Source organism: Pedococcus sp. (assembly GCF_036554925.1).
Taxonomy (GTDB): Bacteria; Actinomycetota; Actinomycetes; order Actinomycetales; family Dermatophilaceae; genus Pedococcus_A.
This window is the reverse complement of record NZ_DATBMI010000189.1, coordinates 45289-66332: the sequence shown is the minus strand read 5'-3', so window position 1 is coordinate 66332 and position 21044 is coordinate 45289. Positions and strand designations below refer to the sequence as shown.

The following is a 21044-nucleotide window of genomic DNA, read 5'->3' as shown; positions in this document are numbered from 1 at the left end:
CTACAGCTCCGCTCGTGACATGAGGGGCTCGAGCCGGTCGTAGGTGAGGACCGGGCCGTCGACGCACAGGAGGAACTCGCGCAGCTGGCAGTGGCCGCAGAGCCCGACGCCGCACTTCATGTTGCGTTCCATGGACAGGCGCAGCCGGTCCTTCGGTATGCCGCGATCGGCCAGTGCCAGCGCGGCATACCGCATCATCACCTCGGGACCGCAGACCAGGGCGAGGGTGGACTCGGGCGCGAAGCGCGCCCGCGCGACGAGCTGCGTGACGAGCCCGACGCGCCCACGCCAGGCGTGCTGGCCGTTGTCGACGGTGACCTGGACGTCGATGCCGTGCTCCCGGGACCAGACGAGCAGGTCGTCCTCGAAGAGGATGTCCTCCGGCGTTCGCGCGCCGTAGAGGAGGGACACCTGCCCGAACTCCGCGCGTGCGGCGCACACCTCCAGGATCGCCGGCCGCAGCGGGGCGAGCCCGATCCCGCCCGCCACGAACACGACGTCGCCACCCCTGCCGGCAGAGACCTCCCAGCCGGTGCCGAACGGTCCTCGGATGCCGACGACGGTGCCCGGTACCGCGTGCACCAGGGCGCGCGTGACGGCCCCGACGTCGCGGATGGTGTGGACCAGCCGGTCCGGGCGGGCCGGGTCGCCGCTGATCGAGATGGGCACCTCACCGGCGCCGAACGCGTGCATCATCGTGAACTGGCCGGCCGCGAAGGCCAGCGGCCCACCGTCGACCGGCTCGAGCTCGAGGGTGTGCGTGTCGCGGGTGTCCTGCCGCGCGGTCCGCACCACGAAGGGGCGTGGGAGGAAGGGATCGGGAACCGGCGCACCCCCGCGCGCCCGGTCGGTGAGCGCGGTCATGCCCGCACCCCGTAGAGGTCGAGGAGACGGACCCGCGCCGACTGCAGCCGGTCGGACATGACGCGCACCACCCGCTGCAGCAGGGCGTAGCCGACGGCCGGGTCCGTCTCGCACCTCCCGCGCAGGCATGCGCCGTCGAAGGCGATGGCACTCGTCTCCTCGGTGGCCCGGGCGTCGAACAGCCAGCGGTGGGGCGGCACGAGCCAGGACCACCCGACCACGTCGTCGGCGTGGGCGGCGTCGACCACGACGGGCGGACCCGCCGGCGGGCGGACCTCGAGGCTGACCCTCCCCCGCCGGAGCACGTAGAAGGTGTCGGCTGGCTCACCCTCGCGGAACAGCAGCTCCCCCGCCCGGAAATGGGTGTTGACCGCGCATCCGGCGACCAGGGCGATGACGTCCTCGCCCAGCCCGGCGAAGAACGGGTGCTGCGGGAGGTACTGCTCGATGGTCTGCACGCGGACGGCTCCTCTCACCCGGCCGGCGGTGGCGGGGCAGGCTCGCCAGGGGTGGCGTTTCCGGTGACGGGACCGCCGTCGTCCGGCAGGTGCGAGCCTGGCGCGCCGCGCAGGGCGGCGGCCTCGGCCGTGATGTCGATGGCCGCCGGGCACCACGTGACACAGCGACCGCAGCCCACGCAGCCCGACGAGCCGAACTGGTCGTGCCAGGAGGCGAGCTTGTGCGTCATCCACTGCCGGTAACGGGACCGGGTGGACTCCCGGACCACGCCGCCGTGGATGTAGGAGAAGTCGGTGTTGAAGCAGGAGTCCCAGACCCGGTGGCGGTCGTCGGCGCTGCCGGTGAGGTCGGTGACGTCCTCGACGGAGGTGCAGAAGCAGGTGGGGCAGACCATGGTGCAGTTCGTGCACGACAGGCAGCGCGAGGCCACGTCGTCCCACTGGGGGCTGTCGACGCTGGAGTAGAGGAGCTCCTTGATCCCGTCGGTGTCGAGCCGGCGACCCATCCGCCGGCTGGCCTCCTCGGTCACCCGGGCCGCCGCGTCGAGGTCTGCCGCGGCTGCCGCCACGGCCCCGAGCTCGCCGAGCACCTCCGCGCCGCGCTCGGTGCCGACCTCGACGACGAAGCGGTGGTCGCCGCCGTCGACGAGCTCGGTCAGGGAGAGGTCGAAGGGGGCGCCCCGGCCGCTCTCGGGCCTGGGGCCGGTGCCCATCGAGACGCAGAAGCACGTGCCGCTCGGGTCCGAGCAGGCGACGGCCACGACGAACGCCTCCGCCCTGCGCTCCGCGTAGTGGGTGTCGACGAAGCCACGCCCCGCCAGCACCGTGTCGTGGATGCCGACCGCGCTGAGGTCGCAGGAGCGGACGCCGAGCAGCGCGTACGGCGGGCCGCCCTCCGCCGACAGGGAGCCGCCGTCCGCCGACGGCCGGCCGTCGTCGTCACCGGGCCGCACGGCATACCCCGCGCCCTCGTCCGTGCGGCGCGCGCGCCACAACAGCTCGTCGGCGGGGAAGAACACGGGTTTCGCCGACTGCGCGCCGGCGGCGAACCCGAAGAGGCGGTCGTCGCCGCGGCGGCGCAGCCGGTAGTGGGCGGCATCCTGCTCGTCGCCCCAGCCCCGGGGCAGCTCGTCGACGCTGCGGATGGGGGCGTTCGCGATGGCGCCCGAGCGGACCGTCGGGCCGACCACGGTGTAGCCGCGCGAGAGCAGCGCGTCGATGAGCGCCTGGAGTCCACTCAGGTCGATCAGTCTCGTGTCCAGCATTGACGCCTCCCGGGTGCGCGGCCCGACAGCGATGACCCCCTCAATCTAGGGACCTCGTGCCGCCGGTGTGGCCACTTTCGGGAGGCTCGAGCCCCTCGGTGGTCCTGCGTGCGGCGCGCCGTCGCGCTACGGTTCGCTGGCCGGCGCAACCGACCTGACGGAGGGTGACCGCGATGGGGCCCGAGCACGAGGTGGGGCTGCGCGAGGAGGCCGGCCTTTCCGCCCCCACGAGGCGTCGCCCACCGCTGTCTCCCGGGAACCGCACGCGGCTCGTGCTCGCCAGTGCGCTCATGCTGTTCGTCGAGCTGGCCCTGATCCGGTGGACCTCGTCGAACAACCTCTACCTGGTGCACCTGACGAACTTCGTGCTGCTGGCCAGCTTCCTCGGCATCGGCCTGGGCTTCCTCAGCGCCCGGTCGCGCCGCGACCTCTTCCCGCTCGCCGCTCCCCTGCTCGCCCTCCTCGTCGGCTTCGTGCTGGCGTTCCCGGTCCGCACCGGCACCACGAACGCGGGCGGCTGGGAGCTCAGGGGTCTGCTCGGCATGCCCCCGCTCCCCCGACCGGTCAGCCTCGCGGTCGTCTTCCTGCTCACGGTTGCGGTGCTGATGGCGCTCGCCCAGGAGGTGGCTCGGGTCTTCGCCACCTTCGCGCCACTGGAGGCCTACCGGCTGGACGTGCTCGGCAGCCTGAGCGGGATCGCAGCGTTCGCCGGCCTGTCCTTCCTCCGACTTCCGCCCCTCGGCTGGGCCGTCGCGGCCGGCGCGGCCTTCGCGGTGCTGCTCGGCCGCCGCGCCCGGGGCTGGCCGGCCGTGGGAGTCGCCGCGTTCGTCCTGCTGCTCGGCGTGGAGTCCGTCGTCGGGCCGTTCCAGTGGTCGCCGTACTACAAGATCCGCACCCAGGACGCCCCCGGCGGCAACGTGCGCATCGATGTCAACAACACGCCGCTGCAGACGAGCGCGACCGTCGCCCAGATCCGCAGGGACTCCCCCTTCTACCTCTACCCGTACACCTACGCCGGCTCGCGCGAGGACGTGCTGGTCATCGGCGCCGGCACGGGCAACGACGTGGCCGTGGCCCTCGCCCAGGGCGCCCAGCGGGTCGACGCCGTCGAGATCGACCCGGCGCTGGTGCAGATCGGCCGCGAGCGCCACCCGGAGCGGCCTTACTCCGACCCCCGCGTCACGGTCCACGTCGACGACGGGCGGGCCTTCATGGAGCGCACCTCCCGCCGCTACGACCTCATCCTGCTGGCGCTGCCGGACTCGGCGACCATCGTCACCGGCCAGTCGGCCCTGCGGCTGGAGAACTACCTGTTCACCACCCAGGCACTCGAGCGGGCCCGCTCCCTCCTCAAGCCGGAGGGGACGTTCGCGATGTACAACTACTACGAGCCGTGGCTGCTCGACCGCTACGCGAACACCGTGCAGACGGTCTACGACACCGCACCGTGCGTCCAGCTCGGGCCAACCCATGGCCAGCGCCGGCAGGCGGTGCTGACGCTGCGGGAGGACGGCAGCGCCGGTGGCTGCACCACCCGGTGGGCGGCGGAGGGCACCGCGCTGGAGCCCTCCGTGGACGACCGGCCGTTCCCCTACCTCGGCACCCGCACCATCCCGTCCTTCTACCTCTGGATGCTGGCGCTGGTGCTGCTGGTCTCGGTCGTCCTGGTGCGCACGGTGGCCGGGCCGCTGCGTGGGATGCGGCCCTACGCCGACCTGTTCTTCATGGGCGCGGCCTTCCTGCTGCTCGAGACCAAGAACGTCGTGCAGTTCGCGCTGCTCTTCGGGACGACCTGGGCCGTGAACGCCGCAGTCTTCGCGGGGGTGCTCCTCAGCGTCCTCGCGGCGATCGAGGCCGCCCGCCGGGTGACGATCCGGCGCCCCCTGCTGCTGTATGCCGCGCTGCTCGCCGCCCTTGCGGCTGCCTGGGTCATCCCACAGGACGCCCTCCTGGACCTCCCACCGGGGCCGCGGTTCGCGGCCGGTGTGACGGTGGCGTTCCTGCCCATCTTCCTGGCCAACCTGCTCTTCGCCGTGAGGTTCAAGGGCGTCGGTTCGTCGACCGTGGCGTTCGGGGCGAACCTTCTGGGCGCCATGGTCGGGGGCGCGTTGGAGTACCTCGCCCTCGTGCTGGGGTTCAACACCCTGCTGCTGGTCGTGGCCGTGCTCTACGGTCTGGCGCTGCTCACCGGCAGGAGGCACCTCGCGGCCACGGCGTGACCCGCGGGTGGGCGCGGTGCCCCGGCGTCACGACAGGGCGACGAGCGCACCGACCGCGAAGCCGGCTGTCACCAGCCACAGCACGGTGGGCAGCACAGACCAGAACCGCACAGCACCCTCCTCAGGTCGTGAACACTCCGTCGTCGCGCACCTCCACGTCGACCGGCGGGAGCGGCCTCCTCGCCGGCCCGGACACCACCTCCCCCGTCGCGGCGTCGAACTGGCTTGCGTGACAAGGGCAGACGATGACCCCGTCCACGACATCGGTGACGGGACAGCCCTGGTGCGTGCACACGGCGGAGAAGGCCCGGACCGTGCCGTCCTGGGCACGCACCAGCACGACCTTCTCGTCGGTGAGGACCACGCCACCGCCGGCCGGCAGCTCGTCCAGCTGCGTGAGCAGGCGGCCCGGCGCGGCGTCGGCGCCGTAGTCGTTCGCGGCAGCCGTCGTGCTGGCGTCCGCGGCGTGGCTGCCACGAGCGACGACGAACCCGGCGACGCCCGCTCCGCCGGCGACGGCAGCGCCCCACAGGGCGGAGCGCCGGGACAGGGGCTCGGGTGACACGGGCGCCTCCTACGAACGGGCTCAGAGGAGCGGGAGACCGGAGCGGGTGAAGAACCACAGGGCCGAGGTGGCCCAGACCAGCGCCAGGGAGGCGAGGACGGTCCCGCCGAGAACCGGCAGGCCCCACCCGGGCAGGCCGGGCAGGCGCAGGCCCAGCATCTTCGCGGCATACGCGCCGTAGAACACGCAGCCGACGGCGCTGTGCGTCAGCACCCGGGGGCTGCCTGCCCCGAGCCCGAGCGCCCACAGGCAGTGCAGTCCGGCAGGCACGGTCAGGACGAAGGCGACCGCACCGCTGTAGCGGTGCACCGGCCCCACCCAGCCCGGCGGCGCACCCGCGCCCGGAAGCCGGCCCCACATCCACAGGGCCGTGGCGAGCTGCACGACCACCAGCACGACGGCGCCGGTCGCCAGCCAGGTCTTCATCTGGAGCATCCCCGAGAAGCCCAGGGTGAACAGCGGCCGCCCGGCAGGCGCGTGCACGCCGGCGTACACCCCGAGGACGACCGCCGTCGCGGCACCGGTGAGCAGCGCGGCGGCCAGCGCAGCGCGGGCCGTCTGCGCGGACGGGCCCGCCGCGGACGCCATGGCACCACGATGCCACCGCGCCGTCGCGGGTCACTCCACCAAACGTCGGGTGCTCGGCACACCCTGCGTGGTGAAGTGGTGGCTGCCGCCCGCGACCTCGACGTCCTCGGCGCCCGGGAGCCGCACGACGGCGTCCACCCCGTCAGGGACCTCGACGCGCAGGCTGAGCAACCCCTCACCGGACACGCTCCAGTCGGTGGCGATGGTCCCGTGCGGGGTCTCCAGCGAGGCCCTCGCCCACGAGAGCCCGCCGCCGGGCCGGGGAGCGATGAGCGCGCGGGAGTACCCGGGCGCGAGCGGGGCGATCCCACCGATGGTCTGGTGCATCCAGTCGGCGACGGCCCCGAGGGCGTAGTGGTTGAAGCTGGTCATCTCGCCGGGGTTGATCGTCCCGTCCGGGAGCATGGAGTCCCAGCGCTCCCAGACGGTGGTGGCGCCCATGGTGACGGGGTACAGCCACGACGGGCACTCCCGCTCGAGCAGCAGGCGGTAGGCGTCGTCGAGGTGCCCGGTCGCGGAGAGCGCACCCGTGATGAAAGGCGTGCCGGCGAAACCGGTCGAGACCCGGAAGCCGTTCTCCCGCACCAGTTCCGCGAGCCGGTCGCCGGCTCCCTGCCGGTCTGCCTCGTCGAGGAGGCCGAACTCGACGGCCAGCGCGTAGACGGTCGCGCAGTCGCTCTGCACGCGACCACCTTCGGCCACGTAGTGCTTCTGGAACGCCCCGCGGACCCGGTCCGCGAGAGCCGAGAAGTAGCCCACGTCCTCGGTGTTCCCGAGGACCTCAGCGGCCCCGGCCACCTGGCGCAGCGTGCGGTGGTAGCAGGCTGTCGCGACCACGCCGTTGTCGGCCTTCGCCTTGATCGGGTCGTCCGGCGGCGCCTGGGGGTCCAGCCAGTCGCCGAACTGGAAGCCGGTGTCCCACAGCCCCGTGTCGGACAGCAGGCCCTCGACGCGGCGGGTGTGGGCCGTCATGGCCGGGTAGTGCCGCTCGAGTGCCTCCCGGTCGCCGTACGCCTGCCAGAGTGCCCAGGGCACCCACACCGCGGCGTCGCTCCAGATCGCGGTGCTCTCGGGCTCCGGGAAGTCCGATGGGTGGTCGTCGTACTTGAGGACGTCGGGGACGACGAAGGGCACCATGCCGTCCGCGTGGCGCTGCTCGAGGTCGACGTCGGCCAGCCAGTCCGACAGGAAGCCGGAGACGTCGTAGAGGTATGCCGCGGTGGGCGCGAAGGCGGCGATGTCGCCGGTCCAGCCGAGCCGCTCGTCGCGCTGGGGGCAGTCGGTGGGGACGTCGAGGAAGTTGCCCTTCAGGCCCCAGACCACGTTGCGGTGCAGCTGGTTCAGCATCTCGTCGGAGCACTCGAAGCCACCGGTCCGGTGCAGGTCGGAGTGGACGACGACGGCTTCGAGGTCGTCCGCCGCCAGCTCGCCGGGCCAGCCGGTGACCTCTGCGTAGCGGAACCCGTGGAAGGTCTTGGTCGGCTCGAAGGTGTCCACTTCCCCGCTGAGGACGAACCGGTCCGTGGCCTTCGCGGTGCGCAGCGGGCGGGTGCCCAGCTCGTCGTGCTCCAGCACCTCGGCGTGCCGGATGGTGATCTCCGTGCCGGCCTCACCCCGCACCGTGAAGCGAAGCCAGCCGACGAGGTTCTGGCCGAAGTCCACCAGGGTCGCGCCGCTCGGCGAGGTCCACACCCTGACCGGCCGCAACGTCTCCTGCCGGCGCACGGGCGGGCCGAGGTAGGGCACCAGGCGGCGGGCGTCGTGGTCCACCGGGTGCACGCCCACCCAGCCCGGCAGGTCCGCTCCCGCCTGCGTCCACCCGTCCGAGGCCCGGCGCGCATCGACGGTCTGGCCGTCGTAGAGGTCGTTGGCGAGGGTCGACGAGGGCCCCGCCTGCCACGTACCGTCGGTGCCGACCACCTGGCGGTGCCCGTCCTCGAACTCGACGTGCAGCTCGGCGAGGGCGGCGAGCTCCGAGCCGTAGAACGCGCCCTTCCCGCTCCAGCCCAGACGGCCGCGGAACCAGCCGTTGCCGAGCGCCAGGCCGAGGACCGATGTCTCGGCGAGGAGGTCGGCGACGTCGTAGGTGCGGTAGCGCAGCCGCCACTCGTAGCTGCTCCAACCCGGCGTCAGGACCTCGTCGGAGACGAGCGCTCCGTTCACGGTGGGCTCGACGATGCCGTGGGCCGTCACGTGCAGGGTGGCGGAGGTCACCGCACCATGCCCGGTGTCGAGCTCGAACTCCTTGCGCAGCAACGGCGCTCCGTCGAAGTCCTGGTCGGGGGCGATGAGGTCCGCGGACCACGTGTGGGTCATGGCTGCCTTTCAGTGCTGGGGTGGATGAGGTGCGGGAGTGGCGCGGGAGTGGCCCGCGCCCGCCCGGGATGCAGTGGCGCGCGTCAGCCCTTCACCGCGCCGGAGGTCATGCCCGCGACGATCTTGCGGTTGAAGAAGATGAAGAGGACCAGCGGCGGCACGGTGATGAGCACGATGTTCATGAAGAGGAGGTTGTAGTCGGTGCTGAACTGGCTCATGAAGTTGTAGAGGGTGAGCTGGACGGTGGCGTTCTCGTCTCCGGGCAGGAAGTACAGCGGGTTGACGAAGTCGTTGAAGATGAAGACGGAGTTGGTCAGGATCACCGTGATCGTCACCGGGCGCAGCAGCGGGAAGATGACCTTGAAGAACACCTTCAGCCCCGAGCACCCGTCGATCATGGCGGCCTCGTCGAGCTCGCGCGGGATGGCCGCGATGAACGCCCGGAAGAGCAGCACGGTGAAAGACATCTGGAACGCGACCTCGACGAGGATCAACCCGGGCAGCGTCTTGAACAAGTGCAGCTCCTGGAGGACCCAGATCGTCGGCACCACCGCGGGAGGGATGATCAGGCCGGAGAGCACCAGCAGGTTCACGGCGTTCGCGACCCGGCCGGGCCGGCGCTGCAGGACGAACGCGACCATGGCGCAGAGGACGACGAGGATCGCCACCGAGGCCACGGTGAGGATGATGCTGTTCTTGAACGCCGTGACGAGCATGTGGTCCCGGGCCTCGAACACCTCCTTGATGTTGTCGACGATCGGCCACGTCGTCGGGAGGGAGAACTTCAGGTCCGATGCCTCCGTGGAGTCCTTGGACGCCGTGAGGAACATGAAGATGAACGGGACGATGAAGACGGCGAAGGCCACGAGGACGGCCACGACCTCGAGCGAGGTCCTGCGGAGGGTGCTGGTTCTCATGCCTCCACCTCCCGGGAGTTGAAGTAGCGGAACAGGGGAAACACGATCAGGCTCACGAGGATGAAGAGGACGACGTTGCCCGCGGTGGCCAGGCCGAAGAAGCCCGCCTGGTACTGCTTGTAGATGATCGAGGCGATGACGTCGCTGCTGAAGCCCGGGCCACCCCCGGTCATGGTCCAGATGAGGTCGAAGGACCGGAGGCCGCCGATCAGCGAGAGCAGGATGACGGTGAAGGTGGCCGGGCGCGACAGCGGCAGCGTGACGTTCCAGAACTTCGTCCACATCCCGCCGCCGTCCACGTCGACCGCCTCGTAGTAGTCCTTGGAGATGGACAGGATGCCGGCCATGTAGATGACCGTCGCCAGTCCCACGCCCTTCCAGACGTCGACCAGGGCGACCGACAGCAGGGCCGTCCTCGGGTCGCCGAGCCAGTCCGGCGAGGTGATCCCCACGGACCCCAACATGGTGGCCACCAGGCCGAAGTCGGGCTGGAGCAGGACGCTGAAGGTGATGCCCACGGCGACCGTGCTGACGAGCACTGGGAAGAAGACGACCGAGCGGAGGAACCCTCGGGAGCGGATCGGCGCGGTGAGCAGGATCGCGAGCAGCATCCCGAGCACGACCTTGAGGCCGCTCGTGACCACCGCGTAGATGAGGGTGTTCCGGAGCCCGATCCGCAGGGACTGCTCGGCGAAGAACTGCCGGAAGTTGTCCAGACCGATGAACTCCGACTCGAACAGGGTCCAGCGGGTGAACGCGAAGTAGAAGGCGATCACCGTCGGGACCATGAAGATGACGCCGTAGATCACGCCGGCCGGCAGGTAGAACCAGTAGGAGTAGGTGCGCTTCTGGTTGGAGCGCACGCCGCTGGTCCGCGGCTGCTTCCGGGGTGCCCGGCCAGGCCCCGCGTCAACGCGCGGGCCGACCGGACGGGCCTCCTTGGGCCGAGTCCTGACTACCATCCCGGCAGTCCCAGCTGCTTGGCCTGCTTGGCGACGTCCGCGTCGTACTGGGCCGCGCCGTCCTTGGGCGAGGTTTGGCCGGTGGCCACCGCGACGGTGATCTGCTCCAGCGAGGGGCCCTTCACCGGGGAGAGGAACTCCAGCGCCGGGGTGACGGTCTTGGCGTCGATGTACGCCTGCAGGTCCTTGGCGACAGGCGGCGCAGAGTCGGGCAGCTTGGAGCCCTTGACCATGTAGGGGCCGGTCGGGGGCGCCTCGGAGGAGTACACGTCAGAGCCGGCCACCGAGGCCACGAAGGCGACGAACTTCTTCGCGGCGTCGACGTTCTTGCTCGTCTTGGGGATGTACTGCCCGTTGCCGGGCCAGATGGTCGCGCCGTGCGTGCTGGCGTCGTCACCGGGGATCCCGAAGAAGCCGATCTTGGCGGCCTCGTCCGCGGGCAGGGTCCCGACGGGGAAGGTGAGGAGCGGGTACTGGGCAGCCTTGCCGGAGGCCAACAGCTTCATGCCCTGGTCGAAGGTGGTGGAACCGGCGCCCCTGTTGAGCCAGCCCCTCTGCTGCGCCTCAGCCGTCTTCTCGAAGCCCTTCACCGCAGCGGGGTCTGTCGCGTACTTGACCTTGTTGGCGGTGTACTCGTCGGCGAACTCGGGGTTCGCGGTGGCGACGTTGTGGAAGTCACCCAGGACGAACAGCTGGGAGGTCCAGGTGTCCTTGAAGCTGCCGATCACCGCAGTGATCCCGGCGGCCTTGATCTTGTCGCTGTTCGACTCGAACTCGGACCAGGTCTTGGGAACCTGCAGCCCGAGCTTGGAGTAGACGTCCTTGTTGTAGAGGATTCCGCCACCCATCACGGTGCCGACCGGCGCTCCGTAGACCTTGCCGTTCTGCGTCACTGTCGGGAGGAACGACGGGTCGGTGTCCTTCAGGACCGGGTCGTTGGTCAGGTCGACCAGCGTCTTCTCCGGGCTCAGCGCCTGCAGGAGCGAGCCGGAGTTGTACCAGAACACGTCCTCCATGTCGCCGGTCGACAGCTTGGTCTTGACCAGGTTGTCACCGTCAGCGCCTCCCGGCCGGGACTCCAGCTTGACGGTGATGTCGGGATTGGCCTTCTCGAACGCAGTGATCACGGCCTTCGCGGGCTTGACCGTGGTCTCCGCGTTGTCGGTCAGCAGGGTGATCTCGGTCTTTCCGTCGCCGCCCGACCCCGAGGAACCTGCGCAGGCGGCGAGCGGGACAAGTGCAGCTGCTGCGACCAGGGCGGTCGCAAACCTCGAGCCGGGGCTCTTCATGGGGTACCTCCACAGCGTTGGGGCGTGTATCGCCTTGGTCGTTCCGAATTGAATCGCTTCATTCGATCGCTTCAAGGTAGAGGCCGCCTCTGCGAGTGTCAATAGCCTCGGACCATCTCTGCCTTGACGACCACGGCACGTGCTCAACGATGCGCCAACCGAGCCGGGCTCCCGGCCTGGGGATTGACCTGCGGTCAGAAGCTGCGCTTTACTCAGGGCCACTGTTATGAAACGCTTCATGCAGATCAGTGCCGGCACCACCCACAGACGGGATCACCATGACGACCTTCGATGACATCGCGCCGAGCCTGTCGCGTCAGGCGATCGAACTGCCCTCCTGGGCCTTCGGCAACTCCGGCACCCGCTTCAAGGTCTTCACGACGCCCGGCACGCCGCGCAGCATCGAGGAGAAGCTCGCCGACGCCGCTCAGGTGCACGAGCTGACGGGTCTCGCGCCCTCAGTCGCGCTGCACATCCCCTGGGACCGCGTCGACGACTACGACAAGCTCAGCCGCTTCGCCGCGGATCTCGGGCTGCGTCTCGGCACGGTCAACTCCAACACGTTCCAGGACGACGACTACAAGTTCGGCAGCCTCACGCACGTCGACGAGCGGGTCCGGAGCAAGGCCATCGCGCACATGCACGAGTGCATCGACATCATGGACGTCACGGGGAGCCGCGACCTCAAGATCTGGCTGCCGGACGGCACGAACTACCCCGGCCAGGGCGACCTGCGCGACCGCCAGGACCGTCTCGCCGACTCGCTCCAGCAGGTCTATGCCCGCCTGGGCGAGCACCAGCGGCTCGTCCTGGAGTACAAGTTCTTCGAGCCGGCCTTCTACGCGACCGACGTTCCCGACTGGGGCACCTCCCTCGTGCACTGCCTGGCTCTCGGGGAGCGAGCGGTGGTCTGCCTCGACACGGGTCACCACGCGCCCGGGACGAACATCGAGTTCATCGTCGCCCAGCTGCTGCGCCTGGGACGGCTGGGGTCGTTCGACTTCAACTCGCGCTTCTACGCCGACGACGACCTCATCGTCGGGGCCGCCGACCCGTTCCAGCTCTTCCGCATCCTCTACGAGGTGATCCGCGGCGGCGGGTACGACGACGACAGCGACGTGGTCTTCATGCTCGACCAGTGCCACAACATCGAGGACAAGATCCCCGGCCAGGTCCGCTCGGTGCTCAACGTCCAGGAGATGACCGCACGGGCGCTCCTCGTCGACCGCCAGGCGCTGCGCGAGGCCGAGCGCGCCGGTGACGTCCTCGCGGGCAACGGCATCCTCATGGACGCCTTCTACACCGACGTCCGCGCCGACCTCGCCGACTGGCGCGCCGGGCGCGGGCTGCCCGCCGACCCCATGAAGGCGTACGCCGAGAGCGGCTACCAGGAGCGCATCGCCGCCGACCGTTTCGGTGGCACCCCGGCCGGCTGGGGCGCCTGAACGGCCCCCTGCCAGAAGAGCCCCACCACCACCCCCACCACCCCGGACACGACCGACCCCGACCGACCACGGACCCAGAGAGACACCACCATGACGAACCCCACCGTCGCCGACCTGATCGCCCGCTCCAACCGCCTCGGCGCCGACCCGAGGAACACCAACTACGCCGGCGGCAACACCTCCGCCAAGGGCACCGAAACCGACCCGGTGACCGGCGAGCAGGTCGAGCTGGTGTGGGTCAAGGGCTCCGGGGGTGACCTCGGCACCCTGAAGGAGTCCGGCCTGGCGGTCCTGCGCCTGGACCGGGTGCGCTCCCTGGTGGACGTGTACCCGGGCGTCGAGCGCGAGGACGAGATGGTTGCAGCCTTCGACTACTGCCTGCACGGCAAGGGCGGGGCGGCCCCCTCCATCGACACCGCCATGCACGCCCTGGTCGACGCCGCCCACGTGGACCACCTCCACCCCGACAGCGGCATCGCCATCGCCACGGCGAAGGACGGCGAACAGCTGACCAAGGAGATCTTCGGCGACCGGGTCGTGTGGGTGCCGTGGCGGCGCCCGGGCTTCCAGCTCGGGCTCGACCTCGCCGCCATCAAGAAGTCCAACCCCCAGGCCGTCGGCACGATCCTCGGCGGCCACGGCGTCACCGCGTGGGGCGACTCCAGTGACGAGGCGGAGGCCAACTCGCTGTGGATCATCCAGACCGCGCAGGCCTACCTCGACGAGCACGGCAGGGCCCAGCCCTTCGGCGCGGAGGCTCGCGGGTATGCCGCCCTGCCGGAGTCCGAGCGCCGCGCCAAGGCCGCCGCGCTCGCCCCTCACGTCCGCGCTGTCGCCTCCCGGGACAGGCCGATGGTCGGCCACTTCACCGACGCCGACGTGGTGCTCGAGTTCCTGGCCAGCGAGAGGCTGGCCCCGCTCGCCGAGCTCGGCACCTCCTGCCCCGACCACTTCCTGCGCACCAAGGTCAAGCCCCTCGTCGTCGACCTCCCCGCAGGGGCGACCGTCGAGGAGACGGTCGCCCGCCTCGGCGAGCTGCACGCGGCCTATCGCGAGGACTACCAGGCCTACTACGACCGCAACGCCACGCCCGGCTCCCCCGCGATCCGCGGCGCCGACCCGGCCATCGTGCTCGTGCCGGGCGTCGGCATGTTCTCCTACGGCAAGGACAAGCAGACCGCCCGCGTGGCCGGTGAGTTCTACGTCAACGCCATCAACGTCATGCGCGGTGCCGAGTCGGTGTCCACCTACTCCCCCATCGACGAGTCCGAGAAGTTCAGGATCGAGTACTGGGCTCTCGAGGAGGCCAAGCTCCAGAGGATGCCCAAGCCGCGGTCCCACGCGGGGCGCATCGCGCTGGTCACCGGGGCAGCCTCGGGCATCGGCAAGGCCATCGCCACCCGGCTCGCGGCCGAGGGTGCCTGCGTCGTCATCGCCGACCTCGACCTCGCCACGGCACAGGCAGCCGCCGACGAGATCGGCACCACCGACGTCGCCGTCGCGGTGCAGGCCGACGTCACAGACGCCGACCAGGTGCAGGCCGCCATCGACGCGGCCCTGCTCGCCTTCGGCGGGATCGACCTGCTCGTCAACAACGCCGGCCTGTCGATCTCCAAGCCGCTGCTGGAGACCACCGAGGCGGACTGGGACCTGCAGCACGACGTCATGGCCAAGGGCAGCTTCCTCATGGCCAAGGCGGCAGCCAAGGCGATGATCGACCAGAGGCTGGGCGGCGACATCGTCTACATCTCGTCGAAGAACTCGGTCTTCGCCGGTCCCAACAACATCGCCTACAGCGCCGTGAAGGCCGACCAGGCACACCAGGTGCGACTCCTTGCGGCCGAGCTCGGTGAGCACGGCATCAAGGTCAACGGCATCAACCCCGACGGCGTGGTGCGCGGCAGCGGCATCTTCGCCGGCGGCTGGGGCGCCAAGCGGGCCGCGGTGTACGGCGTCCCGGAGGACCAGCTCGGCGCCTACTACGCCCAGCGCACGCTGCTCAAGCGCGAGGTGCTGCCCGAGCACGTGGCGAACGTCGCCGCCCAGATCACCTCCGACGAGTTCAGCCACACCACTGGGCTCCACATCCCCGTCGACGCCGGCGTCGCCGCGGCCTTCCTGCGATAAGCCATGACAGCAAGGGTGTTCGGCGCCGTCGACATCGGCGCATCGGGTGGCCGCGTCATTGCGGGCGTCGTCGACGGCGACCGGACCACGCTGCACACCCTGCACCGCTTCCCGAACGGAGCGGCGCACCGAGAGGGCCACCTGCGCTGGGACCTCACCGGCTTGTATGCCGAGGTCCTGGCTGGGTTGCGCAGCCTCGCCACGGCCTACCCGCAGGTGGAGTCGATCGGGATCGACACCTGGGCCGTGGACTACGGGCTGCTCGACGCCGACGGACGCCTCCTTGCCGAGCCGGTCTCCTACCGCGACAGCCGTACCGAGGCCGTTCTGGACCAGGTGCACGCCCAGCTGGGCCCCGCGCAGCTGTATGCCATGAACGGACTGCAGTTCCTGCCCTTCACCACGGTCTACCAGCTCGCCGCGGAGCGGCTCTCGCCGCTGTGGGACAGGGCGGCCCATGTGGTCCTCCTCCCAGACCTGCTCGCCTACTGGCTCACCGGAGAGCTGGCCACGGAGGAGACGAACGCGTCCACGACGGGCCTGCTCGACATCCGCACCGGCACGTGGTCCACGGAGGTCCTCGCCCTCCTTGACCTCCCGGCCGGCGCCCTGCCGCCCCTGCAGCGTCCAGGCGAGCTGCGCGGGACGCTGCGTCCGGAGGTGTTGGCCGCGACAGGGCTCCCGGCCACCATCGTGGTGACTGCTGTGGGCTCCCACGACACGGCGTCGGCCGTGGTGGCCGTACCGGCCACCGACAGGAGCTTCGCGTACGTCTCGAGCGGGACCTGGTCGCTCGTCGGGATCGAGCTGGACAAGCCGGTGCTCACGATGGATGCCCAGCGCGCGAACTTCACCAACGAGGGCGGGGTGGATGGCCGCACCCGCTTCCTGCGCAACGTGGGCGGGCTCTGGCTGCTCCAGGAGTCGCTGCGCGAGTGGAAGGCCCAGGGCCTGCGCCTGGACCTGGACTCCCTCCTGACAGAGGCCGAGACCCTCCCCCCGGGAGGGCCCATCGTCAACGTCGACGACGACCGTTTCATCCCCCCCGGAAAGATGCCCGCACGGATCGCCGCGGCGGCGGTGCGCGACGGGCACGACGACCCGCAGACCCCCGCGGCAGTCGTGCGCTGCGTCCTCGACTCGCTGGCGACGTCGTACGCGCTCACCGTCCGCCAGGCCGTGGAGCTGGGCAGCCAGGAGGTCGACACGATCCACATCGTGGGCGGCGGCTGCCAGAACCGGCTCCTGTGCCAGCTCACCGCCGACCTGTCCGGAATCCCCGTGACTGCAGGCCCCGTGGAGGCCACGGCCCTGGGCAACGTGCTCGTGCAGGCGAGAGCCCATGGCGCGGCGCCGGAGACCCTGGAGGAGATCCGCGCAGGGCTCGCGCGCACCGAGGACCTCCGCCGCTTCCGTCCGTCATGAGCGCCGACCCGAGGCCGAGGAGCACGGCCAGGCGACGCCCGCGGTACCTTGCATCGACGAACGGAGGTCGGATGGCATCGGTGAGCATCAAGGACGTGGCGGCCAAGGCGGGTGTGTCGCTCGGCACGGTGTCGAACGTGCTGAACCGGCCCGACACCGTGCGCCCGGCCACGCGGGCGCGAGTGGAGGCGGCCATTGCCGAGCTCGGTTTCGTCCCCAACGCCTCGGCCCGTCAGCTGGCCGCCGGGCGCAGCCGCACCATCGCCTATCTCGTCCTCGATGCGGGCAACCCGTTCTTCACCGACGTCGCCCGGGGTGTCGAGGAGGTCGCCCGCGCCAGCGGGCTCTCGCTGTTCATGTGCAACAGCGACCAGGACGCAGACCGGGAGGACCAGTACCTCGAGCAGCTCGCCGAGCTGCGCGTCCGCGGAGTCCTCATCACGGCCATGGACTACACGAACCCGCGTCTCAGGAAGCTCCGGAGGCAGGGAGTCCCGGTCGTGCTGGTCGACCGCGCCCCCGTCGACGCCGAGGACTGCTGCACCGTCGGGGTGGACGACGTGGCCGGTGGCGAGCTCGCGATCAGCCACCTCGTCGAGGCCGGGCACCGCCACCTGGGCATGGTCGGCGGCCCAGCCGACATCCCCCAGGTCGCCGACCGCCACGCCGGCGCCCTGAACGCCATGTCTGCCGCGGGGCTCGACCCCCAGGGCCTGGTGTGGATCCAGACCGACGCGCTCACCATCGCCGAGGGTCGCCGGGCCGGCGAGAGGCTGCTCGGGCTCTCGAAGCGACGCCGTCCCACAGGGATCTTCTGCGCCAACGACCTGCTTGCCCTGGGCCTCCTGCAGCACCTGACCCAGCACGGAGTCCGCGTGCCGGAGGAGGTGGCCATCGTCGGCTACGACGACATCGAGTACGCCGCGGCCGCCGCCGTCCCCCTCACCTCCGTCGCCCAGCCACGGCAGCTTCTCGGACGGACGGCCGCGCGCCTGCTCGCGGAGGAGAGCGACAGCGGCGCAACCCACGAGCACCAGCACGTGGTCTTCCCCCCCGAGCTCATCGCCAGGGCGTCCACGGCGGCACCGCGGACCGTGGCCTCATGAGGATCGCCCTGTTCGTGACGTGCCTCGGCGACGTGCTCTTCCCCGAGGTCGGGAAGGCCACCGTCGCCGTGCTGGAGCGGCTCGGGCACGACGTCCTCTTCCCGCAGGCCCAGACCTGCTGCGGCCAGATGCACACCAACACCGGCTACCAGGGCGATGCCGTCGGGCTGGTGCGCCACCATGTCGACGTGTTCGAGCAGGCCCTGGCCGACGGCGCCGAGGCGGTCGTGGCCCCCTCCGGGTCCTGCGCCGGCTCGGTGCGCCACCAGCACGCGGTGGTCGCCCGCCGCGCCGGCGACGAGTCCCTCGCCGAGCGCGCGGAGGCTGTCGCGGCGAGGACCTACGAGCTGTCCGAGCTGCTCGTCGACGTCCTCGGGGTCACCGACGTGGGGGCGTCCTACCCGCACCGCGTGACCTACCACCCCACGTGCCACTCCCTGCGCATGCTGCGGGTTGGCGAGAAGCCGCTGCAGCTCCTGCGCCGAGTGCGTGGGATCGACCTGGTGGAACTGCCTGCCGCGGACTCGTGCTGCGGCTTCGGGGGAACGTTCTCGGTGAAGAACGCCGACACCTCCACAGCGATGCTGGCCGACAAGATGAGCGCGGTCCTCGCCACGCGTGCGGAGGCCGTCACTGCCGGCGACGCCTCCTGCCTGATGCACATCGGCGGCGGGCTGTCCCGCCTCCGGACCGGGGTGCGCCCGGTGCACCTCGCCGAGATCCTGGCAAGCCAGTCATGAGCACCTTCCTCGGTATGCCGTCCGGCCGCGTTCCCGGGCCGCCGGCGGACGTCTCGGTGGGCCAGCTGACCGGCGACCGACCGTTCCCGTCGGCGGCCCGCGACGCGCTGGGCGACTCCCGCCTGAGGCGCAACCTGGCCCACGCCACCTCCACCATCCGCGCCAAGCGCGCCCACGTGGTCGACGAGGTCCCCGACTGGGAGCGCCTGCGCGATGCCGGATCGGCGATCAAGGCCGACACCATGGCCCGGCTGCCCGAGCTCCTCGAGCAGCTCGAGGCCAACGTGACCGCCCGCGGCGGCGTGGTGCACTGGGCGCGCGACGCCGCCGAGGCCAACGCCATCGTGACCACCCTGGTGCGCGAGACCGGGGCCGACGAGGTGGTCAAGGTGAAGTCGATGGCCACCCAGGAGATCGGGCTCAACGAGGCGCTCGAGGCCGCCGGCATCACCGCCCTGGAGACCGACCTCGCCGAGCTGATCGTCCAGCTCGCCGACGACAAGCCGTCCCACATCCTCGTCCCGGCCATCCACCGCGGCCGCGCCGAGATCCGCGAGATCTTCACCCGGCGCATGCCCGGACTCGACCTCGACGCCCTGACCGACGAGCCGGCAGTCCTCGCCGCGGCAGCCCGCGCCCACCTGCGCGAGGCCTTCCTGCGCGCTCGCGTCGCGATCTCGGGAGCGAACTTCGGCGTCGCCGAGACCGGCACCCTCGTCGTGGTCGAGTCGGAGGGCAACGGGCGCATGTGCCTGACCCTGCCCGAGACCCTCATCACCGTCATGGGGATCGAGAAGGTCGTGCCGACCTGGCACGACCTCGAGGTCTTCCTGCAGCTGCTTCCCCGCTCCTCGACCGGCGAGCGGATGAACCCGTACACCTCCACCTGGGCCGGCGTCACCCCGGGCGACGGACCCCAGGAGTTCCACCTCGTCCTGCTCGACAACGGCCGCACCCGGGCCCTGGCCGACGACCTGGGGCGCACCGCCCTCCACTGCATCCGCTGCTCGGCCTGCCTGAACGTCTGCCCGGTCTACGAGCGGACCGGCGGCCACGCCTACGGGTCGGTCTACCCCGGCCCCATCGGCGCGGTGCTCACCCCCCTGCTCACGGGAATGACCGGTGGCGACGACCCGAACGACTCGCTGCCGTATGCCTCCTCGCTGTGCGGCGCGTGCTACGACGTGTGCCCGGTCAAGATCAACATCCCCGACCTGCTCGTCCAGCTCCGGGCCGAGCACACCGAGGCCCACGCCGAGACGCACACCCTCCCCACGGCCGAGGCCGGCGCGATGCGGGCCGCGGCCTGGGTGATGCGCGACGCCGACAGGTTCGCGCGGGCGGGCCGGGCCGCGGCGGCTGGTCGGCGCGGCGTACGGAAGGGAAGACCAGTGCTCCCGCTGCCCCCGCCGCTGAGCGGGTGGACGGCCTCGCGCGACCTGCCCACACCCCCGCCGGAGACGTTCCGCGACTGGTGGGCGCGCACCCGGCCTGACCAGGACGATCGGCCATGAGCGACGCGCGCGAGGAGGTCCTGGCCCGGGTCCGGGGCGCGCTCGGCGACGCCTCGGCCGTGACCAGCCTGCCCCGCGGCTATCGCACCCGCGGAGAGCACGCTCCGGGGTCTACTGAGGCCCTCGAGCAGCTCGCGGACCGGCTCGAGGACTACCGGGCCCGCGTGCTATGCGTCCCAGCCGGCGACGAGGTGATCGGGGACGCCATCGCAGCAGCCCTGTCCGAGCTGGGGATCCGCGAGGCGATCGCCGCCCCCGGCGTCCCGGCGGACTGGCTGCGAGGTGTGCCGCGGGCTCGCACGGACGACGGCAGCACCACGGCCCGCGAACTCGACCGAGCTTCCGCGGTGGTCACCGGTTCGGTCACGGCGGTGGCCGAGACCGGGACGATCGTCCTCGACGGGAGCCCCCTGTGCGGTCGTCGGGCCATCACGCTGGTGCCGGACGTCCACGTCTGCGTCGTGCTGGCCTCCGACGTCGTGCAGACCGTCCCCGAGGGGCTGCGTCGCGTCGACCCCACCCGCCCCCTGACCCTCGTCAGCGGCCCGTCGGCCACGAGCGACATCGAGCTCAGCCGCGTCGAGGGCGTCCACGGCCCCAGGACGCTCGTCGTCGTCCTGGCGGGCTGACCCGATCAGCCCGTCGTGGGCTGGGTGCCCTCGGGCCTGCTGCCGACCAGGCTGCGGTAGTCGGCTGCGGTCAGGGGGTTCGACGTGAGCGCGCCACCCGGCAGCGGTGCCTCGAGTGGCCGCCCGGCCTCGGTCAGCACGACTCGGGACACCCCGCCGACCGACGTCACGCTGAGCACCACCTGACCGACGGCCAACGGCAGGCGTCCGGCCGACGCCACGGAGGCACTCGCCCCGACGTCGACCTCCGCCGTGTCGCCGACGAGCCGGCGCAGGCTGACTGTCACCTCCGGGCCCAGGGCTGTGGCCAGCCCCGCCGCTCGCTCCTGCTCGGACGGTCCAGCGGAGAGCTGCGCGAGGACCGCCCGGACCGCCTCCTGCGCGCCAGGGCCCGTGGTGCTCACCTCGACCGGCTCCAGACGGTCGTCATCCTGCAGCAGGTAGACGGATGGCCCCGGCCCGGCGGCCGCCGACGGCCGCGACGTCGCGGTCTCCCCGGGGCTCAAGAGGCCATAGGGTACGGCCGCGATGGGCCGCGGCTCGGACTCCGAGGGGACGCCGCAGCCCGCCGGCACCGCGACCGAGACGGCGAGCGCGAGCCGCACCAGCGCGGGC

Annotated in this window: 18 protein-coding genes; 8 read left to right on the top strand and 10 right to left on the bottom strand. The window is 71.3% G+C overall.

The annotated features are described in order from the left end of the window. From VIB11_RS14890 to VIB11_RS14880, 3 genes are read right to left on the bottom strand one after another with little or no spacing between them, the layout of a single operon-like run. Positions 1–864: an FAD/NAD(P)-binding protein gene (locus tag VIB11_RS14890; protein WP_332032124.1), complete on the bottom strand. Its 864-nt coding sequence runs from the start codon at positions 862–864 to the stop codon at positions 1–3. Further along, positions 861–1322: a cyclic nucleotide-binding domain-containing protein gene (locus VIB11_RS14885; RefSeq protein ID WP_332032122.1), complete on the bottom strand. Its 462-nt coding sequence runs from the start codon at positions 1320–1322 to the stop codon at positions 861–863. Before VIB11_RS14885 ends, VIB11_RS14890 begins: the two co-directional genes overlap by 4 nt. Before the next feature lie 14 nt (positions 1323–1336). Further along, positions 1337–2587 carry a 4Fe-4S dicluster domain-containing protein gene (locus VIB11_RS14880; RefSeq protein ID WP_332032120.1) on the bottom strand — a complete coding sequence of 417 codons (1251 nt, stop codon included), beginning with the start codon at positions 2585–2587 and terminating at the stop codon, positions 1337–1339. 173 nt (positions 2588–2760) lie between these two features. On the opposite strand from VIB11_RS14880, the gene VIB11_RS14875 reads away from it, so the two are divergent. Then, the gene (locus VIB11_RS14875) at positions 2761–4806 is read left to right on the top strand and encodes a hypothetical protein (protein ID WP_332032119.1); all 2046 of its coding nucleotides are present in this window, start codon (positions 2761–2763) and stop codon (positions 4804–4806) included. Positions 4807–4927: 121 nt separating this feature from the next. On the opposite strand, the gene VIB11_RS14870 is transcribed toward VIB11_RS14875, so the two are convergent. From VIB11_RS14870 to VIB11_RS14845, 6 genes are all read right to left on the bottom strand, one after another. Continuing rightward, on the bottom strand, positions 4928–5371 hold the full coding sequence (locus VIB11_RS14870; protein ID WP_332032117.1) for a Rieske (2Fe-2S) protein: 444 nt from the start codon (positions 5369–5371) through the stop codon (positions 4928–4930). A gap of 21 nt (positions 5372–5392) precedes the next feature. Beyond that, on the bottom strand, positions 5393–5959 hold the full coding sequence (locus VIB11_RS14865) for a DUF6529 family protein (protein ID WP_332032115.1): 567 nt from the start codon (positions 5957–5959) through the stop codon (positions 5393–5395). 30 nt (positions 5960–5989) lie between these two features. After that, positions 5990–8275 carry a family 78 glycoside hydrolase catalytic domain gene (locus VIB11_RS14860; RefSeq protein ID WP_332032114.1) on the bottom strand — a complete coding sequence of 762 codons (2286 nt, stop codon included), beginning with the start codon at positions 8273–8275 and terminating at the stop codon, positions 5990–5992. Between the two features lie 83 nt (positions 8276–8358). Continuing rightward, the gene (locus tag VIB11_RS14855) at positions 8359–9192 is read right to left on the bottom strand and encodes a carbohydrate ABC transporter permease (RefSeq protein WP_332032112.1); all 834 of its coding nucleotides are present in this window, start codon (positions 9190–9192) and stop codon (positions 8359–8361) included. Beyond that, entirely contained in the window at positions 9189–10055 is an 867-nt protein-coding gene (locus tag VIB11_RS14850; RefSeq protein ID WP_332032110.1) for a sugar ABC transporter permease, read from the bottom strand. Before VIB11_RS14850 ends, VIB11_RS14855 begins: the two co-directional genes overlap by 4 nt. Before the next feature lie 92 nt (positions 10056–10147). Further along, positions 10148–11443, bottom strand: coding sequence for an ABC transporter substrate-binding protein (locus VIB11_RS14845; RefSeq protein WP_332032108.1), 1296 nt, complete (start codon positions 11441–11443; stop codon positions 10148–10150). 278 nt (positions 11444–11721) lie between these two features. On the opposite strand from VIB11_RS14845, the gene rhaI reads away from it, so the two are divergent. From rhaI to VIB11_RS14810, 7 genes are all read left to right on the top strand, one after another. After that, positions 11722–12888: an L-rhamnose isomerase gene (gene rhaI / locus VIB11_RS14840; RefSeq protein ID WP_332032106.1), complete on the top strand. Its 1167-nt coding sequence runs from the start codon at positions 11722–11724 to the stop codon at positions 12886–12888. 90 nt (positions 12889–12978) lie between these two features. Continuing rightward, the gene (locus VIB11_RS14835; RefSeq protein ID WP_332032104.1) at positions 12979–15015 is read left to right on the top strand and encodes a bifunctional aldolase/short-chain dehydrogenase; all 2037 of its coding nucleotides are present in this window, start codon (positions 12979–12981) and stop codon (positions 15013–15015) included. Between the two features lie 3 nt (positions 15016–15018). Beyond that, positions 15019–16440 carry a rhamnulokinase family protein gene (locus VIB11_RS14830; RefSeq protein WP_332032102.1) on the top strand — a complete coding sequence of 474 codons (1422 nt, stop codon included), beginning with the start codon at positions 15019–15021 and terminating at the stop codon, positions 16438–16440. Positions 16441–16511: 71 nt separating this feature from the next. Further along, on the top strand, positions 16512–17546 hold the full coding sequence (locus VIB11_RS14825; RefSeq protein ID WP_332032100.1) for a LacI family DNA-binding transcriptional regulator: 1035 nt from the start codon (positions 16512–16514) through the stop codon (positions 17544–17546). Then, the gene (locus VIB11_RS14820; protein ID WP_332032098.1) at positions 17543–18286 is read left to right on the top strand and encodes a (Fe-S)-binding protein; all 744 of its coding nucleotides are present in this window, start codon (positions 17543–17545) and stop codon (positions 18284–18286) included. The genes VIB11_RS14825 and VIB11_RS14820 overlap by 4 nt, the downstream gene beginning before the upstream one ends. Further along, positions 18283–19800: a lactate utilization protein B gene (locus VIB11_RS14815; RefSeq protein ID WP_332032096.1), complete on the top strand. Its 1518-nt coding sequence runs from the start codon at positions 18283–18285 to the stop codon at positions 19798–19800. The genes VIB11_RS14820 and VIB11_RS14815 overlap by 4 nt, the downstream gene beginning before the upstream one ends. Further along, entirely contained in the window at positions 19797–20429 is a 633-nt protein-coding gene (locus VIB11_RS14810; protein WP_332032094.1) for a LutC/YkgG family protein, read from the top strand. The genes VIB11_RS14815 and VIB11_RS14810 overlap by 4 nt, the downstream gene beginning before the upstream one ends. A 5-nt stretch (positions 20430–20434) precedes the next feature. On the opposite strand, the gene VIB11_RS14805 is transcribed toward VIB11_RS14810, so the two are convergent. Continuing rightward, on the bottom strand, positions 20435–20935 hold the full coding sequence (locus VIB11_RS14805) for a GerMN domain-containing protein (RefSeq protein WP_332032092.1): 501 nt from the start codon (positions 20933–20935) through the stop codon (positions 20435–20437). Positions 20936–21044: the final 109 nt, after the last annotated feature.

Excerpts from the sequence above, each read along its gene's own strand:
- VIB11_RS14890 (WP_332032124.1), bottom strand. The coding sequence starts at position 864 with ATGACCGCGCTCACCGACCGGGCGCGCGGGGGTGCGCCGGTTCCCGAT.
- VIB11_RS14880 (WP_332032120.1), bottom strand. The coding sequence starts at position 2,587 with ATGCTGGACACGAGACTGATCGACCTGAGTGGACTCCAGGCGCTCATC.
- VIB11_RS14875 (WP_332032119.1), top strand. The coding sequence starts at position 2,761 with ATGGGGCCCGAGCACGAGGTGGGGCTGCGCGAGGAGGCCGGCCTTTCC.
- VIB11_RS14865 (WP_332032115.1), bottom strand. The coding sequence starts at position 5,959 with ATGGCGTCCGCGGCGGGCCCGTCCGCGCAGACGGCCCGCGCTGCGCTG.
- VIB11_RS14860 (WP_332032114.1), bottom strand. The coding sequence starts at position 8,275 with ATGACCCACACGTGGTCCGCGGACCTCATCGCCCCCGACCAGGACTTC.
- VIB11_RS14855 (WP_332032112.1), bottom strand. The coding sequence starts at position 9,192 with ATGAGAACCAGCACCCTCCGCAGGACCTCGCTCGAGGTCGTGGCCGTC.
- VIB11_RS14845 (WP_332032108.1), bottom strand. The coding sequence starts at position 11,443 with ATGAAGAGCCCCGGCTCGAGGTTTGCGACCGCCCTGGTCGCAGCAGCT.
- rhaI (WP_332032106.1), top strand. The coding sequence starts at position 11,722 with ATGACGACCTTCGATGACATCGCGCCGAGCCTGTCGCGTCAGGCGATC.
- VIB11_RS14835 (WP_332032104.1), top strand. The coding sequence starts at position 12,979 with ATGACGAACCCCACCGTCGCCGACCTGATCGCCCGCTCCAACCGCCTC.
- VIB11_RS14830 (WP_332032102.1), top strand. The coding sequence starts at position 15,019 with ATGACAGCAAGGGTGTTCGGCGCCGTCGACATCGGCGCATCGGGTGGC.
- VIB11_RS14825 (WP_332032100.1), top strand. The coding sequence starts at position 16,512 with ATGGCATCGGTGAGCATCAAGGACGTGGCGGCCAAGGCGGGTGTGTCG.
- VIB11_RS14820 (WP_332032098.1), top strand. The coding sequence starts at position 17,543 with ATGAGGATCGCCCTGTTCGTGACGTGCCTCGGCGACGTGCTCTTCCCC.
- VIB11_RS14815 (WP_332032096.1), top strand. The coding sequence starts at position 18,283 with ATGAGCACCTTCCTCGGTATGCCGTCCGGCCGCGTTCCCGGGCCGCCG.
- VIB11_RS14810 (WP_332032094.1), top strand. The coding sequence starts at position 19,797 with ATGAGCGACGCGCGCGAGGAGGTCCTGGCCCGGGTCCGGGGCGCGCTC.